Raw genomic sequence first — 24,946 nt, forward strand, 5'->3', positions numbered from 1 at the left:
TCAAACACCTTGCACAGCCAATCAACCGGCTCGTGGATGCTCAACTGGTCAATCAGCGTGAACGCTCGAGATCTTCCGACATCAAGAGCGCGGTGGCCTAATGAGATGGTCACCCCCACACCTTGCGAGGGCTAGGCTTTAGCAGGGTGATTTATTTTCGGAGGGCATCATCATGAGCGAGTCAGCGCTGATAGGTATTGATCTCGGTAAACATACGTTCCATCTGCACGGCCAGGATAAGTCAGGCCGGGAGGTGTTTCGCAAAAAATGTTCACGGGCGCAAATGATGCAGTTTTTCGCCCGCTCGCCGAGCTGTGTCGTGGCAATGGAGGCCTGTGCGGGGTCGCACTATGTTGCTCGTCAGTTGGCGGCAATGGGACACGCGGCCAAGCTGATTTCCCCGCAGTTCGTTAAGCCCTTCGTCAAGGGGAACAAAAACGACTTTGTCGACGCTGAGGCGATTTGCGAAGCCGCTTCTCGTCCTTCGATGCGTTTCGTTACGCCCAAGACTGAATCCCAGCAAACCCTGTCTGTACTCCATCGGATGCGCGAATCGTTGGTGCGTGATCGCACCAGAACCGCTAATCAAATGCACGGTTTTCTATTGGAGTTTGGCGTCAGCTTACCCAGAGGTTTGGCCATCATGAAGCGTCTGGCAGTTGTTTTGGCTGAGCATGAACTTCCCGTTCGTCTGACGGTGCTGCTGCAGCGTTTGCACAATCACTTCGTCTATCTGGATGAGCAAATCAAGGCAATGGATAAAGAGTTGGCATGCCAACTGGCCGACGATGATCTGGGAAGTCGTTTGCTGAGCATTCCATGTGTCGGCCCGATCACCGCCAGCCTGCTGGCTGTGGAGATGGGCGATGGCAAGCAGTACCGATGCAGCCGGGACTTTGCCGCATCAGTGGGCTTGGTACCCAAGCAATACAGCACCGGCGGCAAGGCCAACTTACTGGGGATCAGTAAACGCGGCGACAAGCACCTTCGACAGTTGTTGGTGCAATGTTCCAGGGTCTACATGCAGAGACTCGATCACCAGAAAGGAGCCTTGGCCGACTGGGTTCGCTCATTGCTGAGCCGACGCCACTCTAATGTCGTGGCCTGTGCCTTGGCTAACAAGCTGGCGCGTATCGCTTGGGCGATGGCCGCGCACCATACGCAATACGAAGCAGGGCCAGACGCCTTGAACGCCTGATTCTGCAGTTGTTGCTGTACCACGATTCACCTTTCAGGTTTTGCGATAGCTGAATAATGGATGACGTAAACGGCCTACCGGCCTGACGAAGAACCTGTTTTAAAAATTGGCTCAGCAAGAAGCCGTTAGCCTTTTCAGGATCGTCAGGCGCGACTCTCATCATGGCGCGGGTGAATCATCCAATAGACGCCGGATAGATTTAAGCAAGCCAACTACTTCGCCCATGAATCAGCATTGCAAAAAAAGGGGGTGACCATAGATTTTTTAAGATCGATTTTTCCCGCTCAAGGCGAGCAATTCGGGCTTCCAGCTCCTGGATTTTTTGCTGCTCTGGTGTCAGGGCCTTGCTCTGGGGCGTGACGCCGGTGCGCTCTTGCTGAAGCTGGTCGACCCAGCGGCGCAGCGCCAACTTACCAAGATTCAGTGAACGACTGGCTTAGATGAAACTGTAGTTTTGCTTGAGCACGAGGTCGGCAGCCTCGCGTTTGAATTCAGCGGAAAAGGTACGGCGTTGTTTGGTCATCTGACACCTCGATCTGGCGAGTATTCTCGCCTAAAAGGGTGTCCGGTTTCATTAGACCACTACACTATTGTGACCACGCTGTACAACGTGATGCGGGTAATTTGGCAAAATAACACGGCCTACCCTCCTCCCTGGAAGTTTCACACGAGCTTTGTGAAAAATAAATCCGTCCCCTTTTCAATACTGACCATAATTTACCCCAGCGACACTGTTAGAAAAATAAACCCATCTAGTTTTGATTGCTTTTTTATTCTGTCAAAACTTAGGAACTACTGCAAACAGGGCGTCGCTCACCATATAATTTCTTATATAATCCCTAGCCTTACTTGCACTACGCCTTACAAACTCCAGCTCTGATTCACCTACACCCTCATCACAATACCAGCTATCATAGGTACACTCCAACTCACCATTGATTAGCCTATATACATCTCCCCCCAAAATCGCCACACCAATATCTTCAAGCTCACAAATAACAGACAAAGCTTCTTCACGATTAAAAGCCCAATTATTTACTCCGCAAGATACTAGCAAAATGCCTGAGCTTAGGATCGAAGCAATCTTAACTGGCCATATATCACTCATCATTGCTGCCCAAGGTCTGGTTTAAAAAGACGATGATTTATTGAACCATCTGCTTCTTTTATAAACTCGAACATTCCTTGTTTACCACGATACTCGCCGGGTATCTTCAAAATATCTCTAACCACTCCATCACCTCCAGTAATTTTCGTCACTTGCCCAGAGCCCTGAAAAGCTTTAACGCTTTCAGGAAAAGCATGTAAATCACCTATTTTTATTTGCCCATTAACTTTATTAGTATATTTAGCTCCCGCAAAAAAATCATCTGCTACCGTGCCAAATCCTTTCCCTCTCCCCGATACAATCCTTCCTAACATTGCCGCAAGCCCCACACCTGTGATCTCGCCGGCCATAAACATGCCCCAGGCCGTAACGAACTCAGTAGCAGGTTGAACACCATCAAAACCTTGTCCTTGGACCAACGCCAGTTGTGCTTGGGCTATTTCATCATTGGTGGCGCCCTTACTTTGCATGTCTTGCGCTAGAGTGGTTGCTGCTCGCCCATACTCAACCAAACCTGGTGGCAGATGCTCCAGAAAGTTGTATTGCGTCAGGTTCTGCGCAATCCATTTCCCTTTCTCCAGCTTGCTGGCATCAACATCATTTTGAGCGGCCGCAGCCAATACACCGACAATCTGTGAGCTCATGGTTAGCAGGCTTTCATCGCCTTTGACTAGGTTGTTCAGGTGCCCCACGAGCGCTTCGTTAGCACCAGCGGCTAAAGCTCCGGTTTTAAAATCGCCGCCAGTAGCTTCAGCCAGCAAGCCCCCCACCATGCCTTGGATTGCGATTTTTTGCGCTGATCCGTCGCTGAAGACGTCTTTGGTGTAATCACCTACTGCATTGAAACTAGCTGCGGCCAAGGTGTTGAACAACGCATTTTTCAACGCATCGCTGACGTTACCACCCTGCCCCAATGCCTTACTCAAGGCCAAAGAAGTACCACTTTTCAGCGTCTGATTTGCTGCAAATTGCCCAGCACCTTTCCAGGTATTGAGCGGCACGTTGACCTTGCTGGTTCCCGTATTAGTTTTGGTTCCCGTTAAGTCATCAAAGTAACCAGCGGTAACACCGGCTGTAACACCTGATATCACGTAACCCTTCATCGCATCTGACGAAGTGACGTCTTTGATCACCGCACCAAGGTTGCCGCGATTATTCACAGCACTGACCGTAGCGTTTGTCGCCGCACCCGCTGCAACGGCACCTACCCCGGCTGCAACTCCGACACTAGTAGCTCCTGCTGCCGTCATCGCCCCCATTGCTGCTGGCCCTACAAATGCCGCCATCACAATTGCAATAATGATCTGCGAAGCAGGCCCAAGCCCAGAGTTGCTGTACTTGAAACTGTCGTGTATTTCCTTGACCTGACGCCAATCCACATCACCACGATTTTCTGCATCTTTAAGCCAAGCCAATTGCGGGTCTGCTTTGACCATCGCGTCGATAGACTGGCTGACGGTTTGCTGATCCACCTGCCTTATGTCGATCTTCAGGCCATCAACGGCTTTGATGACGATGCTGCCTTCAGCAATCATTTGGGTTTGCCGAACAGCTTCATCGGTGTTGCCCTTGCCTTTGGATGAAACCCAAAACGCATTGTCATTGCTCTTCTCGTGACTCTCCTGATGCAGATCCTTAACCGCCTCAAACGTCACAGCGACACCACTGCTGATCATGATGTCGTTACCACTATCAAGCTTGGCCGCCTGATAGCGCTGATCACCATTACTGCTCAAGGTCAGATCGCCACCGCTCTTGATTTCGCTGCCAACGTTTTTGATATCGCTAACTTCATCACGCTTGGTTTTTTGGCTTCCCCACCCACCCTTTTTCTTCATGTCATACAGCGAGTAATCACTGTCCTGCGCAGCCAACAGGCCCAGATTCCCACCCGCCACTAAATAAGCCTCACCCCCCGCCTCGACCCGGCTGGCGACCAATGCCAAGTCCTGCCCGGCGCTCAAGGTCACATCACCTCCAGCCTTGACCGTGGTCGATACCTGGCTGACTTGGTCGTCCCGGGTTTTGACTTTTTTGGTGTTGAGCGAGCTGTGTTGTTCGTTCGCCGCCGAGGCCAGGATCAGGTCGCCGCTAGCGGCCATGGCGATGTCGCGGACAGCATCGATCTGGCTTGCAATGGCGCTGATGTCTCGCGCTGCAACGATCTGGAAGTCGCGGCCCGCCTCGATGACCGAGCCGTATTGAGTGGTGCTGTCGCCACGAGACAGCGTGCCAGCAACCTGGCTCTTGCGCTGTTCTGAAGCTACAAGGTTGACGTCACGACCCGCCTTGATGGTGGTGTCTGCGCCACTTTTGATCAGGCTACCGACGCTGTTGACGTCGCGCCCGGCTTGCAGGGACAGGTTGTTCGCCGCTTCGATGCGGGCGGCGTTGTCCACAAAATCAGTGCGTTCGGTACGGTAGCCGTTGCTGCTGTTATGGCTGGTGATGGTGCGTTCGTTGAGTACATCACCTCCGGTCGCCGTCAGGCTTATGTCGCGCCCGGCAATGATGCCGCCTGCCTTGTTGCTCAGGTTGTTGCCGCTCAGCAGGTCGAGACGGTTACCAGCGTCAATCAAGCCGCTGTTTACAAGGTTGTTGCCCGCACTGGCAAAGAGATTTTCGCCAGCTCGCAGGGTGCCAAGGTTGTTGAGGTCTTTGCCTGCGATCAGCTTGACGTCGTTACCGGCAATCAATGCGCCGTTGGGGGCGAGCCGATTGTTGGCCTGGGCCAGGTACAACACCGGGACCAGTACTTGCTCGTCGTTGATCGTGGTGTTTTCGAGCCAGACGATGTCGTGGGTCAGGGCCGCGACTTGTTCGCCTGTGAGGGTGATACCCACAGACAGGTTTAGCGCCTGCTTGCTGGCGATGGCGTTGTCCATCAGGTACTTGAAGGTCGCCGCATCGCTGGTTTGGCCGTCGATAAAGCGCTGGCCAGTGCGGGCGGTGACAGCCTGCTGGATCAGGCGTTGTTCATAGAAGCCGTCCCCCAGGCGTTTCTGGCTTTGGTCCGGGTCGTGACCCAACTTCGACAGCAGGTAGTCCGAGCCCATAAATTGCTTGAGGTTGGTCAGTGCCGGGTTGGTTTCGATCAGGTACTTGTGCGGGCGGGAGGCACTGTTTGCATCAGGCAGGCCTTGTACGCGATTGATGGCCTGGCCGTCGACCGGGGTTGCTGAGCCGGCTAAAGCCCCGAGGTCGACTAGGGTGGTTGGCGGGCGATCTACCGTGGCGACGCTGGAGCCGCCAAGGGCCCATCTCTGCGGACCGTCAGTGGTCGGCGTGCTGCTGTCTTGTGCGCTCAGGCGGAACAGGCCGTTCTGCCCTTCAGGCAAGCTGAAACCGGGTAACCCTACCGGGTTGACCTGTTGTTGCGCCACATCAGGCGGCAATTGGGAGTTGATCTGAATCGGCGTTGAGTAGCCATTCCCCGCCCCCGTATCGGTTGGGGTGCGGCCAGCAGCAACGTAGTCGTAGTAAGCCCGTGCAACGCTGTTGTTGATGTTCTGCTCGGCATTGAGGTCGACGCTGCCGCCGGCCTGAATGATGGCTTCGTAGGACTGACCTTCGATGTTCCGGGTAGTGGTGGTGTGCGAGAGTTTGCCGCCGCCCAACAAGCCAATAAAGTAGCTCAGGTCTGCTTCGACAGTGGCCGAAGGAGTCGGGCTGTTCTTGGCATTGAAGTGGGCTGCCGCCGGAACTGCTGCAAAAATCTGTGTGACATAGTTCCAGTAAGTGCGGGTGGCCTTGATCTCCTGCCCTTGCACGCCCAGGTTGTTAACGGTGTCTGCGTTGGCAGTCAGGTTGCCTGTAGCGGCGATGGTGCTGCTGTGGTTATTCAGTGTCCCGGCGTTGATCTCAAGATCCGCGCCACTGCTCAACATTGACGCAAGCGTGCTACGGGTAATTTTCAGGCTGTCGATTTCATCAATTCGCCACAGGCCGTTTCGACGGCCACCACTGCGAAAGTCGCAGCCAGCAATGGGTATTGCATTGCAATCAAGCTCGGTAACGGTCACCGAGCTTTTTTCATGGGCCGAGTACTCCAGCACATCCCTGACATTGTTGACGGTCATGGCGCTGATGGTGAGATTCTTCGCGCTCTCGATATTACCCGAGCGGTTTTCCAGCAAGTCGGCTTTGCTCAGGTCAACATCTCTGGCAATCAGTACATCGCCCAGGGCATAGACCTGTGCATAGGCGTTAGTGAAGCTGGAAGCCAGCAACTGCATGTCGGCGCCACTGAAAATCAGGCCATCGCGATTGAGCAGTGTGTCGGTATCGAGTGTTAGCTTGCCCCCCGCGCCCAGCGTGCCGGTGTTGGTCACATCACCGGCAAACAAGTTCAGGTCGGTCGCAGAGGTCAGGCGCCCGGCGTTATGCAGTTGTCCCGCCACAGTGACCCGGGTATCACCGCCACCGGCCAGGGTGGCGGTTTCCTTGAGGTTCATGCGCGCAGAGGCAAGGTCCAGGCCCCCAAGGCTACTGACCCGGCCGCTGGCCAAGTAGGTACCATCGAGGTTCAGGCGCAGATTGCCGTCACTGGCGAGCAAACCGTCATTGGACCAGTTCCCGCCAGTGCCGACAAAACGGTCGGATGCGAGTAACTGGCCGTTGGCAGTTTGCTTGAGGCTGTTGACGTTGACCGTCAGGCGCGCAGCCTGAATCACGCTGCTGTTGGTCCAGGTGTCCTGGCTGATGGTCATCGCGCCGCGGCTAACCAGACTCCCACCCACGTTGTCGAGGAGCGACGGATCAATGGCGAAGGTGCCGTTACCTGAATGCAGTACCTTGCCGCCAGCGTTCTGGAGGCTGCCCGCGAGCAAGGTCAAGTCAGTGTTGGCGCTTTCAAGGGTGCCGTTACGGTTGTCCAGCAGCCCGCCAATCTGGAACAGGGTATTGCCGCTGCTTCCCAGGGTACGCAGTTGCCCTGCCCGGTTATCCACACTGGCGGCGCTGACATTGAGGGTGCTGGCACTTTCGATGATGCCTTTTTGGTTATTCAGGACGCCGCTCAGATCGAAGCTGACTTGCTGCGCAGCCACACGCCCGCCTACCTCGCCGCTGTTATCAAAGGAGGTGCCGGTAACTTTCAACAAACCCTTGGCGAAGAGGCTACCGTCGCGGTGATCGAAAACGCCGGTGGTAATAAAGGCATCACCGGTTTGCGCGGAAATGCGTCCTCCGAGGTTATCGATACTGCCCGCGTTCAGGTTCAGTCGCTGGCCTTGGGCAACCCCTGCCACACCGTTGCGCAGTACGCCGACTACGCGAGCATCGAGGGCAGCTTTGAGGCTGGCCAGTTCGCCTGCACGGTTGTCCAGATTGGTGGCTTTGAGGTTGAGGTCACCGTCTTGGGCGATCAATTTGCCGCCCTGGTTATCAAGATCGTCGGCAATATCCAGATGCAGGCTGGTCTTGCTTTGCACCTTGCCCTTGACGTTGTCCAGGCGGTTGGCGGTGAGTTTCAGGTCGGCGTCCTGGCTGTAGATCAGGCCGTCATTGCTGTTTTGCACCAAACCACTGGCGCTAATTTCCAACCTGCCATCCGCCGCGACTGTGCCGCGGTTACGGTTGTCCAGGCCAGCAGTCAACAGGGTCAGCAAGCTCCGGCTGACCAGTTCACCGCCCTGGTTGTCGATCTGCGTCGCCCGCTGGATCAGCAGCGGGCCGCCACTGGACAGTTTGCCGCGAGTGTTGGTCAAGGTGCCAGGCAGGTCGAGGGTTGTGGCTGTGGCGCTATTGATGCTGCCAGCACTGTTGTCGAGGTCGTACGCGCTCAGGTCCAGAGCCGTGCCACTGTCGATCACTCCGCCTTGGGCGTTGTTCAGTAAACCGTTTACGTGAAGGGTTTGGGCGCCAGCACTGGTTATATTGCCCTTGGCACTGTTGTCCAGATCAGCAGCTGTAACAGTCAGGTTTTTTTGGCTGACCAGAACACCTGCGTCGCTGTTAAAAAGGCTGGAACTGAGGTGTGCATCAAGGTTGCCGTAAAGGCTGGACAGCTTGCCGCTGTTGCGGTTGTCGAGCGTTACACCGGTGACACTCAAGCCCTGCCAGCCGGAAATCAACCCGCCCTGATTGAGCAGGTGGTCGCCATTGATGGCCAACAGGTTATTGCTGATCAGTTGGCCGGTAGTGTTATCGAGGTTGCGGCCACTCAGGCTGAGGGTTTGCGTGGTGGAAATCTCGCCGCCACGGTTGTTCAGGTCACGTAGATGCTTGAGGGTCAAAGGGCCTTTGGTGGTGATCAATCCGCCTGCGTTGTTCAGATCGCCCGTTGCGGTACTGAAGTCCAGTGTGATGGCCTTGCCCAGCAACGAACCATTTTGGTTGTCTAACTCGCCACTGCTGGCCGTCAGGGTGTTGCCCGCTTCGATAAGGCCCTGCCGGTTGCTCAACAGGCCCTGAACATACAGTTGCAGATCGCCAAGGCTGGTCAGGGAGCCGGAGCTGTTATCGAGGTCTGCCGCTCGCCCATCCACTGTCGCAGCGGCGATCAGGCCCTTGATGTTGGTCAGGGCCTGGGCAATGCGCAAGGACAGCGCGCCATCACTCAGGAGCTGGCCATTGCTGTTGTCGAGGTAGTTCGCCATCAAGGTAAAGCCTTGGCGACTGGAGATTTCGCCACCCTGGTTATTGACGCCCTTGAGGTTTTTCAGCACCAGCAGCGGCCCGTTGATCAGGCCGCCCTGGTTGTTTAACTGACCGCGATTGAGATCCAGGGTGAGTGCGGTGTTACTGATCAGTTTCCCGCCCTGCTGGTTCAGACCCGTGACACTGGCGTTCAGGGCTTTGGCGCTAACGATGCTACCGCCACGGTTGTCCAACTGCCCCGCCGTGATAGCGAGGTCGTCAGCCGTGTTGATGCTACCGCCGCTCTGGTTATTCAGCGCACTGGTGTTGATCTGTAGCGCTTGCCGGGAACTCAGGGTGCCCTTCTCGCTGTTGTCGAGACTGGCGCTGCGCACGTCCAGGCCAGAATTGGTTACCAGGCTTCCCCCCCGGTTATCCAGGACGCCGCTGGTGGCCACACTTAGTTGGCCACCACTGGACAGCCTGCCCAGACTATTAACCAGAGTCGCCGCCGAAATATTCAACAAACCTTCAGTGCTGATCAGGCCTTGGCTGTTGTCTAAACCGGAGCCGAAGACAAGGCTGCTGTCTTTTTGGCTGGAGAGCCTGCCACCTGTGTTGTCCAGACGATCACCGGTCAGCGTCACGTCCGCCTGGCTGGTGATTTCGCCGCCGCGGTTGTCGATATCTGCCACATCTAGCCGCAGCCCTTGGGTTCCGCCAACCAGACCGCTCTGGCGGTTATCCAGGGTGTTGCTGGTCAGGTGGACAAGACCTTGGCCGATCAGTTGACCATTCTGGTTATCGAGGTCCTGTGCCTGAACCTTGAGGTTACGTTTGCTGGAAATGTTGCCGCTGCTATTGTCGAGGTGAACAGCATTGATATGGGCGCTACCGTCAGCCACCACCACACCGCCCTGATTTTGCACTTCTCCGTTAACGTTCAAACCCAGCTCACCCAAGCTACTGAGCATGCCATTGCGGTTATCCAGGCTTCCGATCCGGGCGTCGACGCTGTTGGCTGAAACCAGGCCTTTGGTGTTAAGCAACCGATAGGCTTTGAGGTCGAGACTGCCGCTACTCAGAACCCGCCCTTTGTTCTGGTTATCCAGGGTGCCTGCGCGGATGCTGGCGATCTGTTTGGCACTCAGCGTGCCACCCTGATTGCTCAGTGTCTGGGCGTTAGCCGTCAATTTGCGGCTGGCGACGATGCTGGCATCCGTGTTGGTCAGTGTCTGTGCGTTGATTTGCACATCACCAGCCGTGTTGCGCGAATTGTCTGCATTGACCCCGGCTTCGATAACTCCGTGGTTGGTCAACTGCGCGCCACTGGAGAGTTTGATGCTGTCGCGGGCAACGAGGTTTTTACGACTGGTGAAATCACCTTGGGCCTGCATATCCAGTGTGGTGCCAGCATAGACCGCCCCTTGGGCGTGGAGGCTCGCGGCTTTAACGTTGATAGCGCCACCAGCCGTGGCCTGAGCCATGCTCAAATGCCCATTGGCATCGAGCTGAATATCGCCGCCACTGGCCGCCAAGGTACCGTCCAGCCTGACCCCGACACCGGCTTCGGTGCCCAGCAGCCTGATCGCACCTGCGTACATCCCGCCCAAGGCGCTGGAGTCAATCGCCAACTGCGGTTTGGCGCTGCCGTCATCTGCACGCGCAGTGGTATGCAGGGTCTGGGCATTGACGTCGTTACGACCGGCAATCACCGTCAAATTGCGCGCATTGATCTGTGCGTTGATCTTCGCCGAGCGGGTGATGATGTCGAAGCGATCAACATTGCTGGCGTTCAAGCCCTGACCGTCGATGGTCACTGTGCCGCCATCGACCTGATAACGATCCAGACGACCATTGCCAAAGACCGGTTTGCCCGTGCTCAGCGTGACGCTCGGAGTATTGATAAAACCACAACCATTACAGGTAATGCCGTACGGGTTGGCCACGATCACCTTGGCCGATTGCCCCGCCACTTCGGTGTAACCGCGCAACTGGCTGGGGCTGCCGCCGTTGACTTCGTTGAGGATGATGTTGGCAGCATTGCCATGCAGGTTCGGGTTGCCTAGGATAATCCCGCCCAGTTGGGTCGATTGCGTACGGTCGATGCCGTTGTTGAGGATCAGGCCATTGGCACCGACGTTGTAGTCACTGAACTGGTTGTGCGACAAACCGCTGCCATTGGGTGCTGCAATATTGACGATGGGCACACCATTGCCTGCTGCTCCCAGGCTTGTGCCTGGCCCGCTGACGACGATGGCTTCGGCCTGCACCAGCAGTGGATGCCAGAAGATCGAGTTGGCCAAAATAAAGGCCAGGCCACGTTTTGGCATTCCCCAGAATGACTCGCGGGATTGCAAGGCCGCCGAAGGCTGGCGGGCCGAAAAGGCTAATTGCCGGTCATCCATGTCAGTTTCTCGATACAACAAAGCGTTGAATTACAGGAAAAAATCCATACGGAAGTAGATCGGTGCTTCGCGCTCGGTGAGCACATCCGGTCGTTCCAGAGAGTGAGCAAAGGTCACGCTGGCGCTGAGGTTACGGCCACGGGCAAACAGCTCCAGCGAGTTGCTGGAGACTCGACCACTAGCCTCTCGGTTGTAACGACCGTGGCGAATTACGCCTTGGTCGTAGCCCAGGCTAGTGCCGTAATCGGTAAATGCCGGGCGCAGCCAGCCCAGGGTTACAGGGCGCGACCAGCGAAGGTCGTTGCGCCAGTAGCCGCCACCGTCGCCGGAAAGTTGTTGGTCTTTGTAGCCACGCACCGAGGCTGAACCGCCCAGACTTATGCGTTGCGGGCTGAACAACACATCCTCACTACGTTGGCCGGTGGCCATACTGCTAAAACTGAAGGACTCGCCCCATAGCTTGAATGGCTGCAAATAGCTGATGGTCGCGGTGTATTTGCGGTAGCGGGCCTCTGGCATGCTCGGTTTGGGGTTGTGACTGCCCTGGGCATCAAAGGCGCCGATACCGTTTTGCATTCCGACATCCAAGTTGACGAAGGAACTCGCGATACGTCGACCGTGGTTGATGCCAAGCTGAAATTCGCTAAGACGGTGGCTGCTGTTGCGCAGTCGTGAATCTCTTACATAGTTGTTGGAGCGCATATGCACCAAACCGGCATTGAGCGAGGTTTTACTCATCGCATCGCGATGGGCCACCCGCTCGGCGCGCAGTTGATGGTTTGCACTGTCACCGGTTTGCTTGAAATCAAAGGTGTTGGCTTGGGCCACCGAGCGGTAATCACTCTGGCTGTAGGTATAAGCGAAGTTCCACCAGCCCCATGGCAGGTTGTAGTAGAGCATCGCGCTCTTCGAGGATTTCTGGTGATCACTGATCGCATCATGGCCACCGCGCAGAACCAGTTGATCCGCCAGGCCTAGCGGGCTGTCCCACTCAAAACCTGTGCCCCACTGTTGCTCGCCGGTGCTCTTTTGGCCGTCGTTGTTACGCGACAGGCTGACGCGCCACGGCTTTTGCGGATTGTTTTTCACCACCACCGCGCTGCCACCCACTTCACTGCCCGGTGCCAGCTCCATTTGCGCCTGATTGGATGGCAAGCGGTTGAGCTGATCAATCGCCTGCTCGATTTCCCGCAGATTGAGCTGATTACCAGGCTGGCCGGGAAAACTCATGGCCAATTCTCGACTGGATAATTTGCTGTTGTCGGCGCCCTTGAAACTTTCGAGTTTGCCTTCCACCACCAGCACTTGCAGATGACCTTGGGACAAGTCCTGTTGCGGCAAGTAAGCGCGACTGGTCACCAGCCCCCTGTCTATGTAGTGGTTGGTGATGGTTTTAAGTAATTCGTTAAGTTGTGCTACGCCCAGGCACTGCCCGATGTAAGGCTTGAGCACACCCTCGCGCTCATTCGCGGGTAGGCTGTCGGCACCTTTGACTTCGATGGTCTTAACAGGAAAACAGCGGCTGCCAGCTGCGGCAACCGGGGTCGTGGGGGCCTCTTTTTTACCCGGTAACTCCTGGAGTTCTTCAAGTCGGCGCCGCTGTTCTTCAAGCAATCGCTCTTGGCGATCACGAATCAACTCTTGATCACCCGGTGTCGGTAGCGGGGCCGCCACGGCAGAGCTCGGTCCCGCCAGGCAACCGAACAAAACCAAAGATAACAACCTCTTCCCAAGGAGAAATTTAAACATGCTGATTCCGTCCATGCCGCATTGACTTGGCAGTGAGCAAGCCAATGCCTTTTTGCGTTTTGCGCGACCGCGTAATTGCTGCGGTCCAGCGAGGACGGAATCTTTTGCTTTCTTGGTTAAAAAGTATTTAGGACCGATCTGAAAGCGAGGACGGAATGTTCTTGCGGGTAATCCCTGGGTGATGCACTACAAAACCAAAGACACCCGCATAACCACAGAACTGATTCAGGCCATGGCTTTTGCCCCAAATCGAAAAGCAAAAACGAAAAAGCCCCGTTGCTTTTCAGCAACGGGGCTTTTCCTATGTAATTTTTCAGCTGTCGACCGGGCCAGCGTCATCAGCCAGGTGTCCTGCATACGTCGTCTTTTTTTGGGGGGAGCCAGCCGATTTCAAAAGACGGAATTCAGTACAACTTTCCGTGGGCTGAAGGGAGATCTTGATGGAACTCCACAAACGAAAAAAGCGACCCTAAGGTCGCTTTTCACAGGTTTAAGGGAGCAACAGAAATTCAGTTGATGCCCTCATAACCATAATTTGGAGCGGGAAACGAGACTCGAACTCGCGACCCCGACCTTGGCAAGGTCGTGCTCTACCAACTGAGCTATTCCCGCGTCTTGGTGCTGGGCATTCTATAGGTTTAAAAGAATGCGTCAACCTCTTGATTCAAAAAGTTTTATTTATTTTACGGAGGTGGTCTTCAAATGCGGCCAGGCAGCCCGCAGATACTGAAGCATCGACCATAAGGTCAACCCGGCAGCCACCAGCAGCAACCCATACCCCACCAATACCCAGAAGCTGAAATCGGATGGATTGGCCAGCAGGATAATCAGGGCCAGCATTTGCGCCGCAGTTTTCCATTTACCCATGTTAGATACGGCAACCTGTGCTCGCGCACCCAGCTCTGCCATCCACTCGCGCAACGCGGAGATGACAATTTCACGGCCAATAATCACCGCTGCCGGCAAGGTCAGCCACACATTGTGATGCTCTTGCACCAGCAAAACCAACGCCACGGCAACCATCAGCTTGTCGGCGACCGGGTCCAGAAAGGCGCCAAAAGGCGTACTTTGCTCCAGCCGTCTGGCCAGATACCCGTCAAGCCAGTCTGTCGCCGCCGCAAATGCGAAGACTGAGCTGGCGGCTACATAACTCCAGCTGTACGGCATGTAGAACAACAGAATGAAGAAAGGAATAAGTAGAACGCGTAGTACGGTGATCAAATTAGGGATATTCATCGGCACAACTGGCTACGAGGTGAGGTGGCATTCTACTCGCTGTGCAGGTTTGCATAAATCAACTCAGCGAGCTTTTTACTGATCCCGGGTGCTTTGGCGATCTCCTCGATGCTTGCACGAGACAGCTCCTGTAAGCCACCAAAATGTTTCAATAAATCTCGGCGACGCGTCGGCCCTACCCCTGCAATGCCTTCCAGGGTTGAGGTTCGACGGGTTTTGCCGCGGCGGGCGCGATGCCCGGTAATGGCAAAACGGTGAGCCTCGTCACGGATCTGCTGGATCAAATGCAGGGCCGGCGAGTCGCCTTTTAATGTGAACTCATGGGCCGCGTCATTCAAATAGAGGGTTTCAAAACCGGCCTTACGGGTCGCACCCTTGGCCACGCCGAGCAGAATCAGGTCGGGAACGGCCAGTTCATTGAGCACATCACGGGCCATTGAAAGCTGTCCCTTGCCCCCGTCGACCAGCAAAATGTCGGGCAACTTGCCCTCCCCCTCTTTCAGCCGGCTGAAGCGACGCATCAACGCCTGGTGCATGGCGGCATAGTCATCCCCGGGGGTGACGCCCTCAATATTAAAACGCCTGTAGTCCGACTTGATCGGACCTTCCGGGCCAAACACCACGCAGGACGCGACCGTTGCCTCGCCGCTGGAGTGGCTGATGTCGTAGCACTCCAGCCGCTGCGGAATCTCGTCGAGCTTCAATACTTGAGCCAGGGCCTCAAAGCGCGCCGCCACATGCAGGCGGTTGGCCAGACGAGCCCCCAGGGCCTGCTCGGCGTTGGTAACGGCCAACTGCTGCCATCGTGCCCGGGTACCACGCACCCGGTAGCTGATTGCCAGCTCACGGCCCCGCAGCTCTTCAATGGCCTCGATAATGGCCCCGAAACTCTCGTGTTCCACGTTGACGATCAGCTCGCTTGGCAGGTCGCGCTCGGGGCTGCTGATGTAGTACTGCCCGAGAAACGCCGCCATGACTTCGGCCACATCTTCCTCGATACCGACCTGAGGGAAGAAGTTCTTGCTGCCCAATACCCGCCCCCCGCGCACATTGATCAAATGCACACAGGCGCCGCCAGGGTTCACAAACGCGGCAATCACGTCCACATCCCCCGTACCGCCCTCCATGCTTTGCTGGTCCTGCACCCGGCGCAGCAGCGAAATCTGGTCACGCACTTCTGCGGCACGCTCAAAATCGAGGGTACTGGCAGCCTGCTCCATTGCACTATTGAGTTCGTCGGTCAGCGCGCTGCTGCGCCCTTCAAGGAACATGATCGAGTGACGTACGTCCTCGGCATACTCCTTGGGGTCAACCAGCCCCACACAGGGCGCCTTGCAGCGCTTGATCTGGTACTGCAAGCAAGGGCGTGTTCTGTTTTTGAAGTAACTGTCTTCGCACTGACGCACCAGAAAAGTCTTCTGCAAGATACTCAGACTTTCCCGAATAGCCCCCGCGCTGGGGTAAGGCCCGAAGTACTTGCCTTTTTGCTTCTTGGCGCCGCGATGAATGCTCAGGCGCGGGTAATCACCGTCGGACAGAAACACATACGGATAGGACTTATCGTCGCGCAACAGGATGTTGTACGGCGGGCGCCATTCCTTGATAAGCGTCTGTTCAAGCAGCAGCGCTTCGGTTTCGTTGGCGGTTATGGTGGTTTCAATTTGCGCGATGCGGGCAACCAGCGCAGCCGTTTTTGGCGCCAGTCCGGTTTTGCGGAAGTAGCTGGCCAGGCGCTTTTTAAGGTGCTTGGCCTTGCCCACGTAAAGCAGCCGCGCATCGCTGTCGAACATGCGATACACGCCAGGCCGACCACTGCAGGTCGAAAGAAATGCACTTGCGTCGAACACGTCAGTCATCGTCAACCAGCATCGACCATGCCGTGACGAACAGCCAGCAAGGCCAGCTCAACATCACTTTTGACCGAGAGCTTCTCGTAAATGCGGTAGCGGTAGGTGTTGACCGTCTTGGGCGACAAGCACAGCTTGTCTGAAATGACCTGAACCTTCTGACAGCCGACAATCATCAACGCGATCTGGATTTCGCGCTCCGACAAGGCATCAAAGGGGGAATCACTGGCAGGTTGAAAGGACTTGAGCGCCAATTGCTGGGCAACCTGCGGGCAGATATAGCGCTGGCCGGCGAACACCAGGCGAATCGCCTGGACCATTTCAGCCAGGCCTGCGCCTTTGGTCATATAACCCGCGGCACCTGCTTGCAGCAAACGTGTAGGGAAAGGGTCCTCTTCGCACACGGTCACGGCGACCACCTTGATGTCCGGGTGGCTGCGCATCATCTTGCGAGTCGCCTCCAGGCCGCCGATGCCAGGCATCTTGACATCCATCAGGACTACATCCGGTTTCAACTCACGAGCCTTGAGCAGCGACTCTTCACCGGACTCGGCTTGACCGACCACCTGCAGACCCTCGATATCGGCCAGCATTCGTGTGATCCCTGTACGCACAAGATCGTGATCATCGACCACTAGAACCCGAATCAAGTCGACACCTCGCAAATTGGTCTTGTTCGATTGCCGACACCTTAGCAAAAACTCTTCAGCCAACCTACCGACATACGTCAACTATCCTCGTTAAAAAGTTAAATCCTGTAAAGATTCATTCCTTGACCGGATCAACATCCCGAGGGCCAAGGCGCTCTTTTAAAAGTTGAGGCGCAGAATACTCGGCCAGGGTCGTGGTTAACCGGCGAATTGCCGCCTGATCTTCCTTGTGCAGCACACGAAAGCTGATCAGGATTTTCTCTTCTAAATGGCTGATATTTTCGATCAATGTTGGCGTAGGGGTGCCCGTCAAGACATAAAGCACATCCACGCCACGGCCTGCGACGCGGGACAAATAGTCCGCCTTGGGCGCGCGATCGCCATTTTCATATTTGCCTTGGGCATTTGCCTCGACACCACCGATTTCGCCAAAAGATTTCTGCGACAAACCCAGCCGCTCTCTTTCCTGCCGCAAGCGCACACCAATTCCACTCATTTGGATGAAGGATCCCATTTTAAACACCCACAAGGATGGTATAATCAAAAAATATTAAACAACTTTGAACGGTTTTGAACTATGACCGGAATCCGTACTGCCGCACAAGCCAAGGCATGGCTGGAATACCAGGGGAAATCCGTTCAAGAGTTCGCTCGGGAACATGGAGTCGACCCGGCAACCACTTATCAAGTGCTCGCCGGGCGCAAAAAAGGGAAGCGTGGTGAAGCCCACAAAGTAGCGGTTCTTCTGGGCATGAAGGACGGCATCATCGCCCCCCTGACCACACTTTCGGTAGAAATGAAAGGTGACGAGCTCGTTTGAGTATGCGCTTATTCGGGCGTGACTCCCGATTTAGTATTCAGACCGTTTTCCTCCACTGCTGCATGCCTAGCAACAGGGCCAGAAAGCCCGGCAGCAGGGGCCCAAGTGTTCGGGATGCCCGCGCAGGAACACCGCCCTCCTCCTGTAAACGTACAGGCGATAGCCTTTACGGCCAGTCCACATAGTATTTTTTTATTGAACAGGCCCGTTCGCCTCGAGTAAGCTGCGACACATCAATCGGAGACAACCCATGTTGCATCACGCCGCCACAGACATTTGCAAGACCGCACGCGATTCGCGTCTGGCTGCAGCTGTGTGCGCGAACAACATGCACTCCGTTGCACGATTTTATTTTGGGTATTGGTTTAGCCACTGGCGCGCCTGATACCCACACGGCGCCCACTACTTAGGGGTCGCCTACCAGAGAATTCTCACCCCCGGTCGGCTTCCCGATCGGGGGTTTTGTTTTTTCAGGCCCCGACAATTATCAATTTGAGGATTTACCCCATGAACTACGCCACTTATTACCGCTTCGACCTTTGCACTGCATGGCGATTTATCAGCCGCCGTTCGGGACAGCCTGCCGCCTCCGAACGGACCCACATTGGTGGCACGCAAGCACTCATAGCCAGTCTGGCCAATTGTCGAACACCCCAGTAGGGCTGAGCGCGCGGGAGAACCCGCCGCCTGCCCAGGAAGCACATACCATGAACGCATCCGTTTCAGCTCTGCCAGCCGTACACACTGCCACTTCCCAGATTTCGACCCGTCGCCTGCCCAGCGCAGCGCAACTCAAACAGCAACTGCCCCTGAGCGACAAGCTTCGCGACCAGGTGAGCAGCCAGCGCCAGGCCATCCGCGCCATTCTGAACGGTGAAGACTCCCGTTTACTGGTTGTTGTCGGCCCCTGCTCTATCCATGACCCCCTCGCCGCACTTGAATACGCCAGCAATCTCACTGCTCTGGCCCACGAAGTTCGCGACAACATGCTGCTGGTCATGCGCGCCTACATCGAAAAACCGCGCACCACGGTGGGCTGGAAAGGCCTGGCCTACGACCCGCACCTGGATGGCAGCGATGACATGGCCCATGGCTTGACCCTGTCGCGCGAACTCATGCTGGAGATGCTGCGCATGGGCCTGCCGGTTGCCACCGAGTTGCTGCAACCCATTGCAGCCGGCTACTTCGACGACCTGCTGGGCTGGGTGGCCATTGGTGCACGCACCACCGAATCGCAAATCCATCGCGAAATGGCCAGCGGCCTTGATCTGCCAGTGGGGTTCAAAAACGGTACCGACGGCGGCGTTGCCATCGCCTGTGACGCCATGCGCTCTGCCGCACACAGTCATCGCCACTTCGGCGTGGATAGTCAGGGCCATCCGGCAATCGTTGAAACACGCGGCAACCCCGACACCCATTTGGTGCTGCGCGGCGGCCACAGCGGCCCGAACTACGACCGTGCCAGTGTGGCCAAGGCCCGCGCCGGGCTGGAAAAGAGCGCCATCCCTGCGCGCCTGATGGTGGATTGCAGCCATGCCAACAGTGGCAAAGACCCGCTGCGCCAGCCGGATGTGTTCAACGATGTACTTGCACAACGCCTGGCAGGCGATCACTCGCTGATTGGCATGATGCTCGAAAGCCATCTGTTCGAAGGCTGCCAGGCCCTGAGCGCGAACATGCGCTACGGCGTTTCCGTAACCGACGGCTGCCTGGGCTGGGATGCAACCGAGCAACTGCTTCGCAATGCAGCCCGCCAACTGCAAGCGCAACGTCGTACTGCCCGCGCCATAGCCTGACAAACACGTTCGGCAAACTGCAGCGCAACCTGGGACGAAGCCCACGGTTGCGCGAAGCCGATTTCGACTAAGGTGTTTTTTATGGTTAAAAACACCCTGCGAGATTGATCATGGATGACTCAGCAAACACGCAATACCCGATTTTATTGGTACACGGCCTTTTTGGATTCGACCGTATTGGTTCCCACCAATACTTCAATGGCATCAAGGAAGCGCTCAATTACCGTGGCGCCAGCGTTTATATTCCGTTTATTTCTGCAACCAATGGCAATGAAGAACGTGGCGCTCAACTGCTCAAGCAGATACTCGCCCTGCGCAAGCAGACCGGCGCACAGCGGGTCAACCTGATAGGCCACAGCCAGGGCGCCCTGACCGCGCGCTATGTGGCAGCCATCGCCCCCGAAACTGTCGCTTCAGTAACGTCTGTCAGCGGCCCCAACCACGGCTCGGAACTGGCCGACCGCTTGCGCCAGGCCTTTGCCCCGGGAAAGTTCGGCGAAACCGTCGCTGCGGGCCTGACCACGGCATTCAGCACATTCCTGTCAAACCTCAGCGGTCACCCGCACCTGTCCCAGCATGCACTGAACGCCCTCAATGCCCTGACCACCGAGGGCGTCGCGGCCTTCAACCTCAAATACCCCCAGGGCCTGCCAGAAACCTGGGGCGCAATGGGCCCCGAGCAGGTGGATGATGTTTTCTATTACTCCTGGAGCGGCATTATCAAAGGCTCACGGCTGTCGGAGTCACTGAACCTGCTCGACCCCCTGCATAACGCCTGCCGGGTATTCGGCAGCTTTTTTACCCGAGAGACCAAAGAGAATGACGGAATGGTCGGGCGCTTCAGCTCGCACCTCGGCCATGTGATCCGCTCGGACTACCCCCTGGACCACCTGGACACCATCAACCAGATGGCACGCCTGAGCAGAAAAACCGTCAACCCGGTCGAGCTTTATGTCGAACACGCCAAGCTTCTGAAAAATAAAGGTTTATAAAAACCACCCGGTAGCACCCGGGCAGGCAGTGATCCGCCAGTCAGCAAAAACGCAAAACAGCACTTTTGCCGAGAAAAACCCTGATGAATCCGGTAGGCTCGGCACTTTCTTGAAAGGAGTACTCCCTCATGGCTAAAGCCACAGCCCGTCACATCCTCGTTGCCACCGAAGACAAGTGCAACGAACTGAAAGCCCAAATCGAAGGCGGCGCTGATTTCGCCGAAGTTGCCAAGGCAAACTCTTCTTGCCCATCCAGCCGTCAGGGCGGCGACCTGGGTTCTTTCGGCCCGGGCCAGATGGTTAAAGAATTCGACACCGTCGTTTTCAGCGCGCCAATCAACGTAGTACAGGGCCCGGTTAAAACCCAGTTCGGCTACCACCTGCTGGAAGTCACCAGCCGCCAGGACTAACTCTCCCAGCGCTGCGTGAAAACGGCCCACCTTTTGGTGGGCCGTTTCGTATCCGCAATAGCGAACCACGTGCTACGTTTCCTCAGTCACGAACCCATCGTACTGAGGAATGGATATGAGCCTTAAGGGTAAAACCGCCCTGGTTACCGGTTCCACCAGCGGCATCGGCCTGGGCATCGCCCAAAGCCTGGCCCGGGCTGGCGCCGACCTGATACTTAACGGCTTTGGCGATGCCAGCAAAGTCATGGCCGAGATCGAACAGTTCGGTGGCAAGGTTGGTCATCACCCTGCCGATGTCAGCGACCCGGCCCAGATCGCCGACATGATCAGTTATGCCGAGCGCGAATTCGGCGGCATCGACATTCTGGTCAACAACGCCGGCATCCAGCATGTGGCCAGTGTTGAGGAGTTCCCTGTAGAGCGCTGGGACTCCATTATCGCGATCAACCTGTCCAGCGTGTTCCATAGCACCCGCCTGACCCTGCCCGGCATGCGCAAGCGCGGCTGGGGGCGCATCGTCAATATCGCGTCGGTTCACGGGCTGGTGGGCTCGGTGGGCAAGGCCGCCTATGTGGCAGCCAAACATGGCGTGATCGGCCTGACCAAAGTCGTCGGCCTGGAAACCGCCACCAGCAATATCACCTGCAACGCCATCTGCCCCGGCTGGGTGCTTACGCCACTGGTGCAAAAACAGATTGATCAGCGCATCAGCCAGGGCATTGACCCCTATCAGGCGCAGCACGATCTGCTGGCCGAAAAACAACCTTCGCTGGAGTTCGTGACTCCGCCACAACTGGGCGAGCTGGTACTGTTTTTATGCAGTGAGGCTGGCAGCCAGGTACGCGGTGCCGCATGGAATGTGGACGGCGGCTGGCTGGCGCAATAAGTTCGCACATTCCTGCATGCCACACATGCAAATATGCAAATATGCACACCAACCCTGCACTTATCAGGGTTGTAATGGGCAAATTTGCACTGTTAGCATCGGTTATCGTTCGCCCGTGAACACCCACTAAAAACAATATAAAGCAGGGAGTTAGTGATGACTGCTCAGGTTTCCTCCTCACCGACACCGGATGTCGCACCTATTCAGGACTCGATTCTGGCCGAGGTCCGCAACCATATTGGCCACCTGACCCTGAACCGCCCAAGCGGCCTCAACGCCATCAACCTGGAGATGGTCCGCAGCCTGCAGCAGCATCTCGATACCTGGGCCACAGACCCTCAGGTCAAGGCCGTGGTGCTGCGCGGCGCCGGGGAAAAAGCCTTTTGCGCCGGCGGTGATATCCGCTCGCTGTATGACAGCTATCAAAACAACGACACCCTGCACACCGCGTTCTTCGAAGAGGAGTACGCCCTCGACCTGACCCTGCACCGCTACGCCAAACCCGTGATCGCCCTGATGGACGGCTTCGTGCTGGGCGGCGGCATGGGCCTGGTGCAGGGTGCAAACCTGCGTCTGGTCACTGAACGCAGCAAGCTGGCAATGCCGGAAGTCGCTATCGGTTACTTCCCGGACGTTGGCGGCAGCTACTTCCTGCCCCGAACACCCGGTCAACTGGGCACTTACCTCGGTGTCAGCGGCGTGCAGATCCGCGCCAGCGATGCGCTGTATTGCGGGCTGGCCGACGGCTATCTGCACAGCAGCAAACTGCCTGAACTGGACCAGTGCCTCGACACCCTCAAATGGCAAAATGCTCCCATTGATGACCTGACCACGCTGATTGCCACGTTTGCGGTCACCGTCTTGCCCGACCCGCCACTGGCCAAGCTGCGGCCCCTGATCGACAGCGTTTTTTCCCAGGCCGACATGCCGCGAATCGTCGCCCACCTGCGCGCCGTCAGCGACCCGCAAACCCGCGACTGGGCCAACGAAACCGCTGACCTGCTGCAAACCCGCTCGCCCCTGGCAATGGCCGTCACCCTCGAAATGCTCCGCCGTGGCCGTGAGCTCGCGCTTGAACAATGCTTCGCCCTGGAACTGCACCTGGACCGCCAGTGGTTCGACCGTGGCGACCTGATGGAGGGCGTGCGTGCACTGATTATCGACAAGGACAAAACCCCGCACTGGAACCCGCCCAGCCTGGACGCGCTCGACCCGGCCCATGTCGCCAGTTTTTTCACCGAATTCAACGCGAAGGGGGCCTGAGCCATGCAAGACATCGAACTGAGCGAAGAGCAAGTGATGATCCGCGACATGGCCCGCGACTTCGCCCGCCGCGAAATCGCCCCCCATGCCCAGGCCTGGGAGAAAGCCGGCTGGATCGACGACGCACTGGTGGCCAAGCTGGGCGAACTTGGCCTGCTGGGCATGGTGGTGCCTGAAGAATGGGGGGGCACCTACGTCGACTACGTGGCCTACGCCCTGGCCGTCGAAGAAATTTCCGCCGGCGATGGCGCCACAGGCGCGCTGATGAGCATCCATAACTCGGTCGGTTGCGGACCTGTCCTCAAGTACGGCAGCGAGGCCCAGAAACAAACCTGGCTGGCAGAACTTGCCAGCGGCCAGACCATCGCCTGTTTCTGCCTGACCGAGCCTCAGGCCGGCTCTGAAGCCCATAACCTGCGCACCCGGGCAGAACTGCGTGACGGGCAATGGGTGATCAACGGCGCCAAACAGTTTGTCAGCAATGGCAAGCGCGCCAAGCTGGCCATCGTATTTGCGGTGACCGATCCCGACCTGGGCAAAAAAGGCCTTTCGGCGTTTTTGGTGCCCACCGCCACCCCCGGCTTTATCGTCGACCGCACCGAACACAAAATGGGCATCCGTGCCTCGGACACCTGCGCCGTCACCCTGAGCAACTGCACCGTGCCTGAAGCCAACATGCTGGGCGAGCGCGGCAAAGGGCTGGCAATCGCCCTGTCCAACCTGGAAGGCGGACGCATCGGCATTGCCGCCCAGGCACTGGGGATCGCCCGTGCCGCCTTCGAAGCAGCACTGGGTTATGCCCGCGACCGGGTGCAATTTGATAAAGCAATCATCGAGCACCAGAGCATCGCCAACATGCTGGCCGACATGCAAACCCGCATCAATGCTTCACGCCTGCTGATCCTGCATGCAGCGCGCCTGCGCAGCGCGGGCAAACCCTGCCTGTCAGAAGCCTCGCAAGCCAAGCTGTTTGCTTCGGAAATGGCCGAGTATGTGTGCTCCAGGGCCATCCAGATCCACGGTGGCTATGGCTACCTTGAAGACTATCCGGTGGAGCGCTACTACCGCGATGCGCGGATTACCCAGATCTATGAAGGTTCGAGCGAGATCCAGCGAATGGTGATTGCGCGGGAGCTGAAGAATTATCTGATTTGAGTGGTGCTGCAAGAGCCCCTCACCCTCCAGGAGAGGGTTGGGGTGAGGGACTCTTGAGCTTTAGCGGTTTTTAAACTCGGCTTCACGCTTGCCAACAAACGCTGCCATGCCTTCTTTCTGGTCATGTGTGGCGAACAAGCCATGGAACACCCGACGCTCAAAGCGCACGCCTTCAGCCAGGCTGACTTCAAAGGCACGGTTGACGCATTCCTTGGTCAGCATCAGCACCGGCAGGGATTTTTTGGCAATCGTCGCCGCCACTTTCAGCGCTTCTTCCAGCAGTTCATCCACCGGCACCACGCGGGCTACCAGCCCTGAACGCTCGGCCTCTTCTGCCCCGATCAAGCGCCCGCTCAGGCACATTTCCATGGCCTTGGCCTTGCCCACGGCGCGAGTCAGACGCTGGGTGCCGCCCATGCCCGGCAGCACACCGAGGTTGATTTCCGGCTGACCGAATTTAGCGTTGTCACCGGCCAGAATAAAGTCGCACATCATCGCCAGTTCACAGCCGCCACCCAGGGCAAAACCTGCCACTGCAGCAATGACCGGCTTGCGCCGGGTTGCCACGCGGTCGCTGTCCGAGAACAGGTCATCGAGGTAGATTTGCGGGTAGGTCAGGTCGGCCATTTCCTTGATGTCCGCACCGGCGGCAAAGGATTTTTTCGAACCGGTGATCACGATGCAGCCAATCGCGCTATCGGCTTCCAGCGTGTCCAGCGCCTGGTTCACTTCGCTGATCAACTGCGCATTCAGGGCGTTCAACGCCTGGGGGCGGTTCAGGGTAATCAGGCCCACGTGTCCGTGAATGTCCAACAGAATGGTTTCGTAGTTCATTGAAAAGTCCTCGAT

17 protein-coding genes, 1 tRNA gene and 1 pseudogene are annotated in these 24,946 nt (G+C 56.8%); 8 read left to right on the plus strand and 11 right to left on the minus strand.

Features of this window, described 5'->3' with window-relative positions:
* Positions 1–172 precede the first annotated feature (172 nt).
* On the plus strand, positions 173–1,198 hold the full coding sequence (locus ACZRMS_RS24540) for an IS110 family RNA-guided transposase (protein ID WP_463997425.1): 1,026 nt from the start codon (positions 173–175) through the stop codon (positions 1,196–1,198).
* A 262-nt stretch (positions 1,199–1,460) separates the two neighbouring features.
* On the opposite strand, the pseudogene ACZRMS_RS24545 reads toward ACZRMS_RS24540, so the two are convergent.
* From ACZRMS_RS24545 to ACZRMS_RS24590, 10 genes and pseudogenes are all read right to left on the minus strand, one after another.
* Positions 1,461–1,721, minus strand: a pseudogene (locus ACZRMS_RS24545) (transposase); the annotation flags it as partial.
* A gap of 255 nt (positions 1,722–1,976) precedes the next feature.
* Complete coding sequence (gene imm40, locus ACZRMS_RS24550) at positions 1,977–2,306, minus strand: Imm40 family immunity protein (protein WP_463997426.1); 330 nt, start codon at positions 2,304–2,306, stop codon at positions 1,977–1,979.
* Positions 2,306–11,293 carry a two-partner secretion domain-containing protein gene (locus tag ACZRMS_RS24555; RefSeq protein WP_463997427.1) on the minus strand — a complete coding sequence of 2,996 codons (8,988 nt, stop codon included), beginning with the start codon at positions 11,291–11,293 and terminating at the stop codon, positions 2,306–2,308. Before ACZRMS_RS24555 ends, imm40 begins: the two co-directional genes overlap by 1 nt.
* A 30-nt stretch (positions 11,294–11,323) precedes the next feature.
* Positions 11,324–13,042 (minus strand): ShlB/FhaC/HecB family hemolysin secretion/activation protein, encoded by a 1,719-nt coding sequence (locus ACZRMS_RS24560; RefSeq protein WP_463997428.1) that lies wholly within the window; start codon positions 13,040–13,042, stop codon positions 11,324–11,326.
* Positions 13,043–13,267: 225 nt separating this feature from the next.
* Entirely contained in the window at positions 13,268–13,399 is a 132-nt protein-coding gene (locus tag ACZRMS_RS24565; RefSeq protein ID WP_463997429.1) for a hypothetical protein, read from the minus strand.
* A gap of 179 nt (positions 13,400–13,578) precedes the next feature.
* Positions 13,579–13,654: transfer RNA gene (locus ACZRMS_RS24570), tRNA-Gly, on the minus strand.
* Between the two features lie 66 nt (positions 13,655–13,720).
* Complete coding sequence (gene pgsA / locus ACZRMS_RS24575) at positions 13,721–14,278, minus strand: CDP-diacylglycerol--glycerol-3-phosphate 3-phosphatidyltransferase (RefSeq protein ID WP_048361487.1); 558 nt, start codon at positions 14,276–14,278, stop codon at positions 13,721–13,723.
* Between the two features lie 32 nt (positions 14,279–14,310).
* Complete coding sequence (gene uvrC, locus ACZRMS_RS24580) at positions 14,311–16,134, minus strand: excinuclease ABC subunit UvrC (protein ID WP_463997430.1); 1,824 nt, start codon at positions 16,132–16,134, stop codon at positions 14,311–14,313.
* Positions 16,135–16,136: 2 nt separating this feature from the next.
* Complete coding sequence (gene gacA / locus ACZRMS_RS24585) at positions 16,137–16,775, minus strand: response regulator transcription factor GacA (RefSeq protein WP_463997431.1); 639 nt, start codon at positions 16,773–16,775, stop codon at positions 16,137–16,139.
* A gap of 115 nt (positions 16,776–16,890) precedes the next feature.
* A complete protein-coding gene (locus tag ACZRMS_RS24590; protein ID WP_463997446.1) occupies positions 16,891–17,271 on the minus strand; it encodes a helix-turn-helix domain-containing protein in 381 nt (126 codons plus the stop codon).
* 81 nt (positions 17,272–17,352) lie between these two features.
* Here ACZRMS_RS24590 and ACZRMS_RS24595 point away from each other — a divergent pair, with 81 nt between their 5' ends.
* The 7 genes from ACZRMS_RS24595 to ACZRMS_RS24625 all read left to right on the plus strand — a co-directional run bounded on the left by ACZRMS_RS24595 (position 17,353) and on the right by ACZRMS_RS24625 (position 24,097).
* The gene (locus tag ACZRMS_RS24595; protein WP_463997432.1) at positions 17,353–17,595 is read left to right on the plus strand and encodes a DNA-binding protein; all 243 of its coding nucleotides are present in this window, start codon (positions 17,353–17,355) and stop codon (positions 17,593–17,595) included.
* 707 nt (positions 17,596–18,302) lie between these two features.
* Positions 18,303–19,391 carry a 3-deoxy-7-phosphoheptulonate synthase gene (locus ACZRMS_RS24600; RefSeq protein WP_463997433.1) on the plus strand — a complete coding sequence of 363 codons (1,089 nt, stop codon included), beginning with the start codon at positions 18,303–18,305 and terminating at the stop codon, positions 19,389–19,391.
* 110 nt (positions 19,392–19,501) lie between these two features.
* Positions 19,502–20,383 carry a lipase family alpha/beta hydrolase gene (locus ACZRMS_RS24605; RefSeq protein ID WP_463997434.1) on the plus strand — a complete coding sequence of 294 codons (882 nt, stop codon included), beginning with the start codon at positions 19,502–19,504 and terminating at the stop codon, positions 20,381–20,383.
* A 128-nt stretch (positions 20,384–20,511) separates the two neighbouring features.
* Positions 20,512–20,793, plus strand: coding sequence for a peptidylprolyl isomerase (locus tag ACZRMS_RS24610; protein ID WP_016781241.1), 282 nt, complete (start codon positions 20,512–20,514; stop codon positions 20,791–20,793).
* 115 nt (positions 20,794–20,908) lie between these two features.
* Positions 20,909–21,679, plus strand: coding sequence for a 3-hydroxybutyrate dehydrogenase (gene hbdH, locus ACZRMS_RS24615; protein ID WP_463997435.1), 771 nt, complete (start codon positions 20,909–20,911; stop codon positions 21,677–21,679).
* A gap of 156 nt (positions 21,680–21,835) precedes the next feature.
* The gene (locus ACZRMS_RS24620) at positions 21,836–22,942 is read left to right on the plus strand and encodes an enoyl-CoA hydratase/isomerase family protein (RefSeq protein ID WP_463997436.1); all 1,107 of its coding nucleotides are present in this window, start codon (positions 21,836–21,838) and stop codon (positions 22,940–22,942) included.
* A gap of 3 nt (positions 22,943–22,945) precedes the next feature.
* A complete protein-coding gene (locus ACZRMS_RS24625; RefSeq protein WP_463997437.1) occupies positions 22,946–24,097 on the plus strand; it encodes an acyl-CoA dehydrogenase family protein in 1,152 nt (383 codons plus the stop codon).
* 60 nt (positions 24,098–24,157) lie between these two features.
* Here ACZRMS_RS24625 and ACZRMS_RS24630 read toward each other — a convergent pair whose 3' ends face one another.
* The gene (locus tag ACZRMS_RS24630; protein WP_463997438.1) at positions 24,158–24,931 is read right to left on the minus strand and encodes an enoyl-CoA hydratase; all 774 of its coding nucleotides are present in this window, start codon (positions 24,929–24,931) and stop codon (positions 24,158–24,160) included.
* Positions 24,932–24,946 lie beyond the last annotated feature (15 nt).

It is taken from the genome of Pseudomonas sp. B424 (assembly GCF_055408345.1).

Bases quoted from the DNA above. Each gene is read 5' to 3' on its own strand.
- ACZRMS_RS24540 (WP_463997425.1), top strand. From the start codon at position 173: ATGAGCGAGTCAGCGCTGATAGGTATTGATCTCGGTAAACATACGTTC.
- imm40 (WP_463997426.1), bottom strand. From the start codon at position 2,306: ATGAGTGATATATGGCCAGTTAAGATTGCTTCGATCCTAAGCTCAGGC.
- ACZRMS_RS24555 (WP_463997427.1), bottom strand. From the start codon at position 11,293: ATGGATGACCGGCAATTAGCCTTTTCGGCCCGCCAGCCTTCGGCGGCC.
- ACZRMS_RS24560 (WP_463997428.1), bottom strand. From the start codon at position 13,042: ATGTTTAAATTTCTCCTTGGGAAGAGGTTGTTATCTTTGGTTTTGTTC.
- ACZRMS_RS24565 (WP_463997429.1), bottom strand. From the start codon at position 13,399: ATGCAGGACACCTGGCTGATGACGCTGGCCCGGTCGACAGCTGAAAAA.
- pgsA (WP_048361487.1), bottom strand. From the start codon at position 14,278: ATGAATATCCCTAATTTGATCACCGTACTACGCGTTCTACTTATTCCT.
- uvrC (WP_463997430.1), bottom strand. From the start codon at position 16,134: ATGACTGACGTGTTCGACGCAAGTGCATTTCTTTCGACCTGCAGTGGT.
- ACZRMS_RS24590 (WP_463997446.1), bottom strand. From the start codon at position 17,271: ATGAGTGGAATTGGTGTGCGCTTGCGGCAGGAAAGAGAGCGGCTGGGT.
- ACZRMS_RS24595 (WP_463997432.1), top strand. From the start codon at position 17,353: ATGACCGGAATCCGTACTGCCGCACAAGCCAAGGCATGGCTGGAATAC.
- ACZRMS_RS24600 (WP_463997433.1), top strand. From the start codon at position 18,303: ATGAACGCATCCGTTTCAGCTCTGCCAGCCGTACACACTGCCACTTCC.
- ACZRMS_RS24605 (WP_463997434.1), top strand. From the start codon at position 19,502: ATGGATGACTCAGCAAACACGCAATACCCGATTTTATTGGTACACGGC.
- ACZRMS_RS24610 (WP_016781241.1), top strand. From the start codon at position 20,512: ATGGCTAAAGCCACAGCCCGTCACATCCTCGTTGCCACCGAAGACAAG.
- hbdH (WP_463997435.1), top strand. From the start codon at position 20,909: ATGAGCCTTAAGGGTAAAACCGCCCTGGTTACCGGTTCCACCAGCGGC.
- ACZRMS_RS24620 (WP_463997436.1), top strand. From the start codon at position 21,836: ATGACTGCTCAGGTTTCCTCCTCACCGACACCGGATGTCGCACCTATT.
- ACZRMS_RS24625 (WP_463997437.1), top strand. From the start codon at position 22,946: ATGCAAGACATCGAACTGAGCGAAGAGCAAGTGATGATCCGCGACATG.
- ACZRMS_RS24630 (WP_463997438.1), bottom strand. From the start codon at position 24,931: ATGAACTACGAAACCATTCTGTTGGACATTCACGGACACGTGGGCCTG.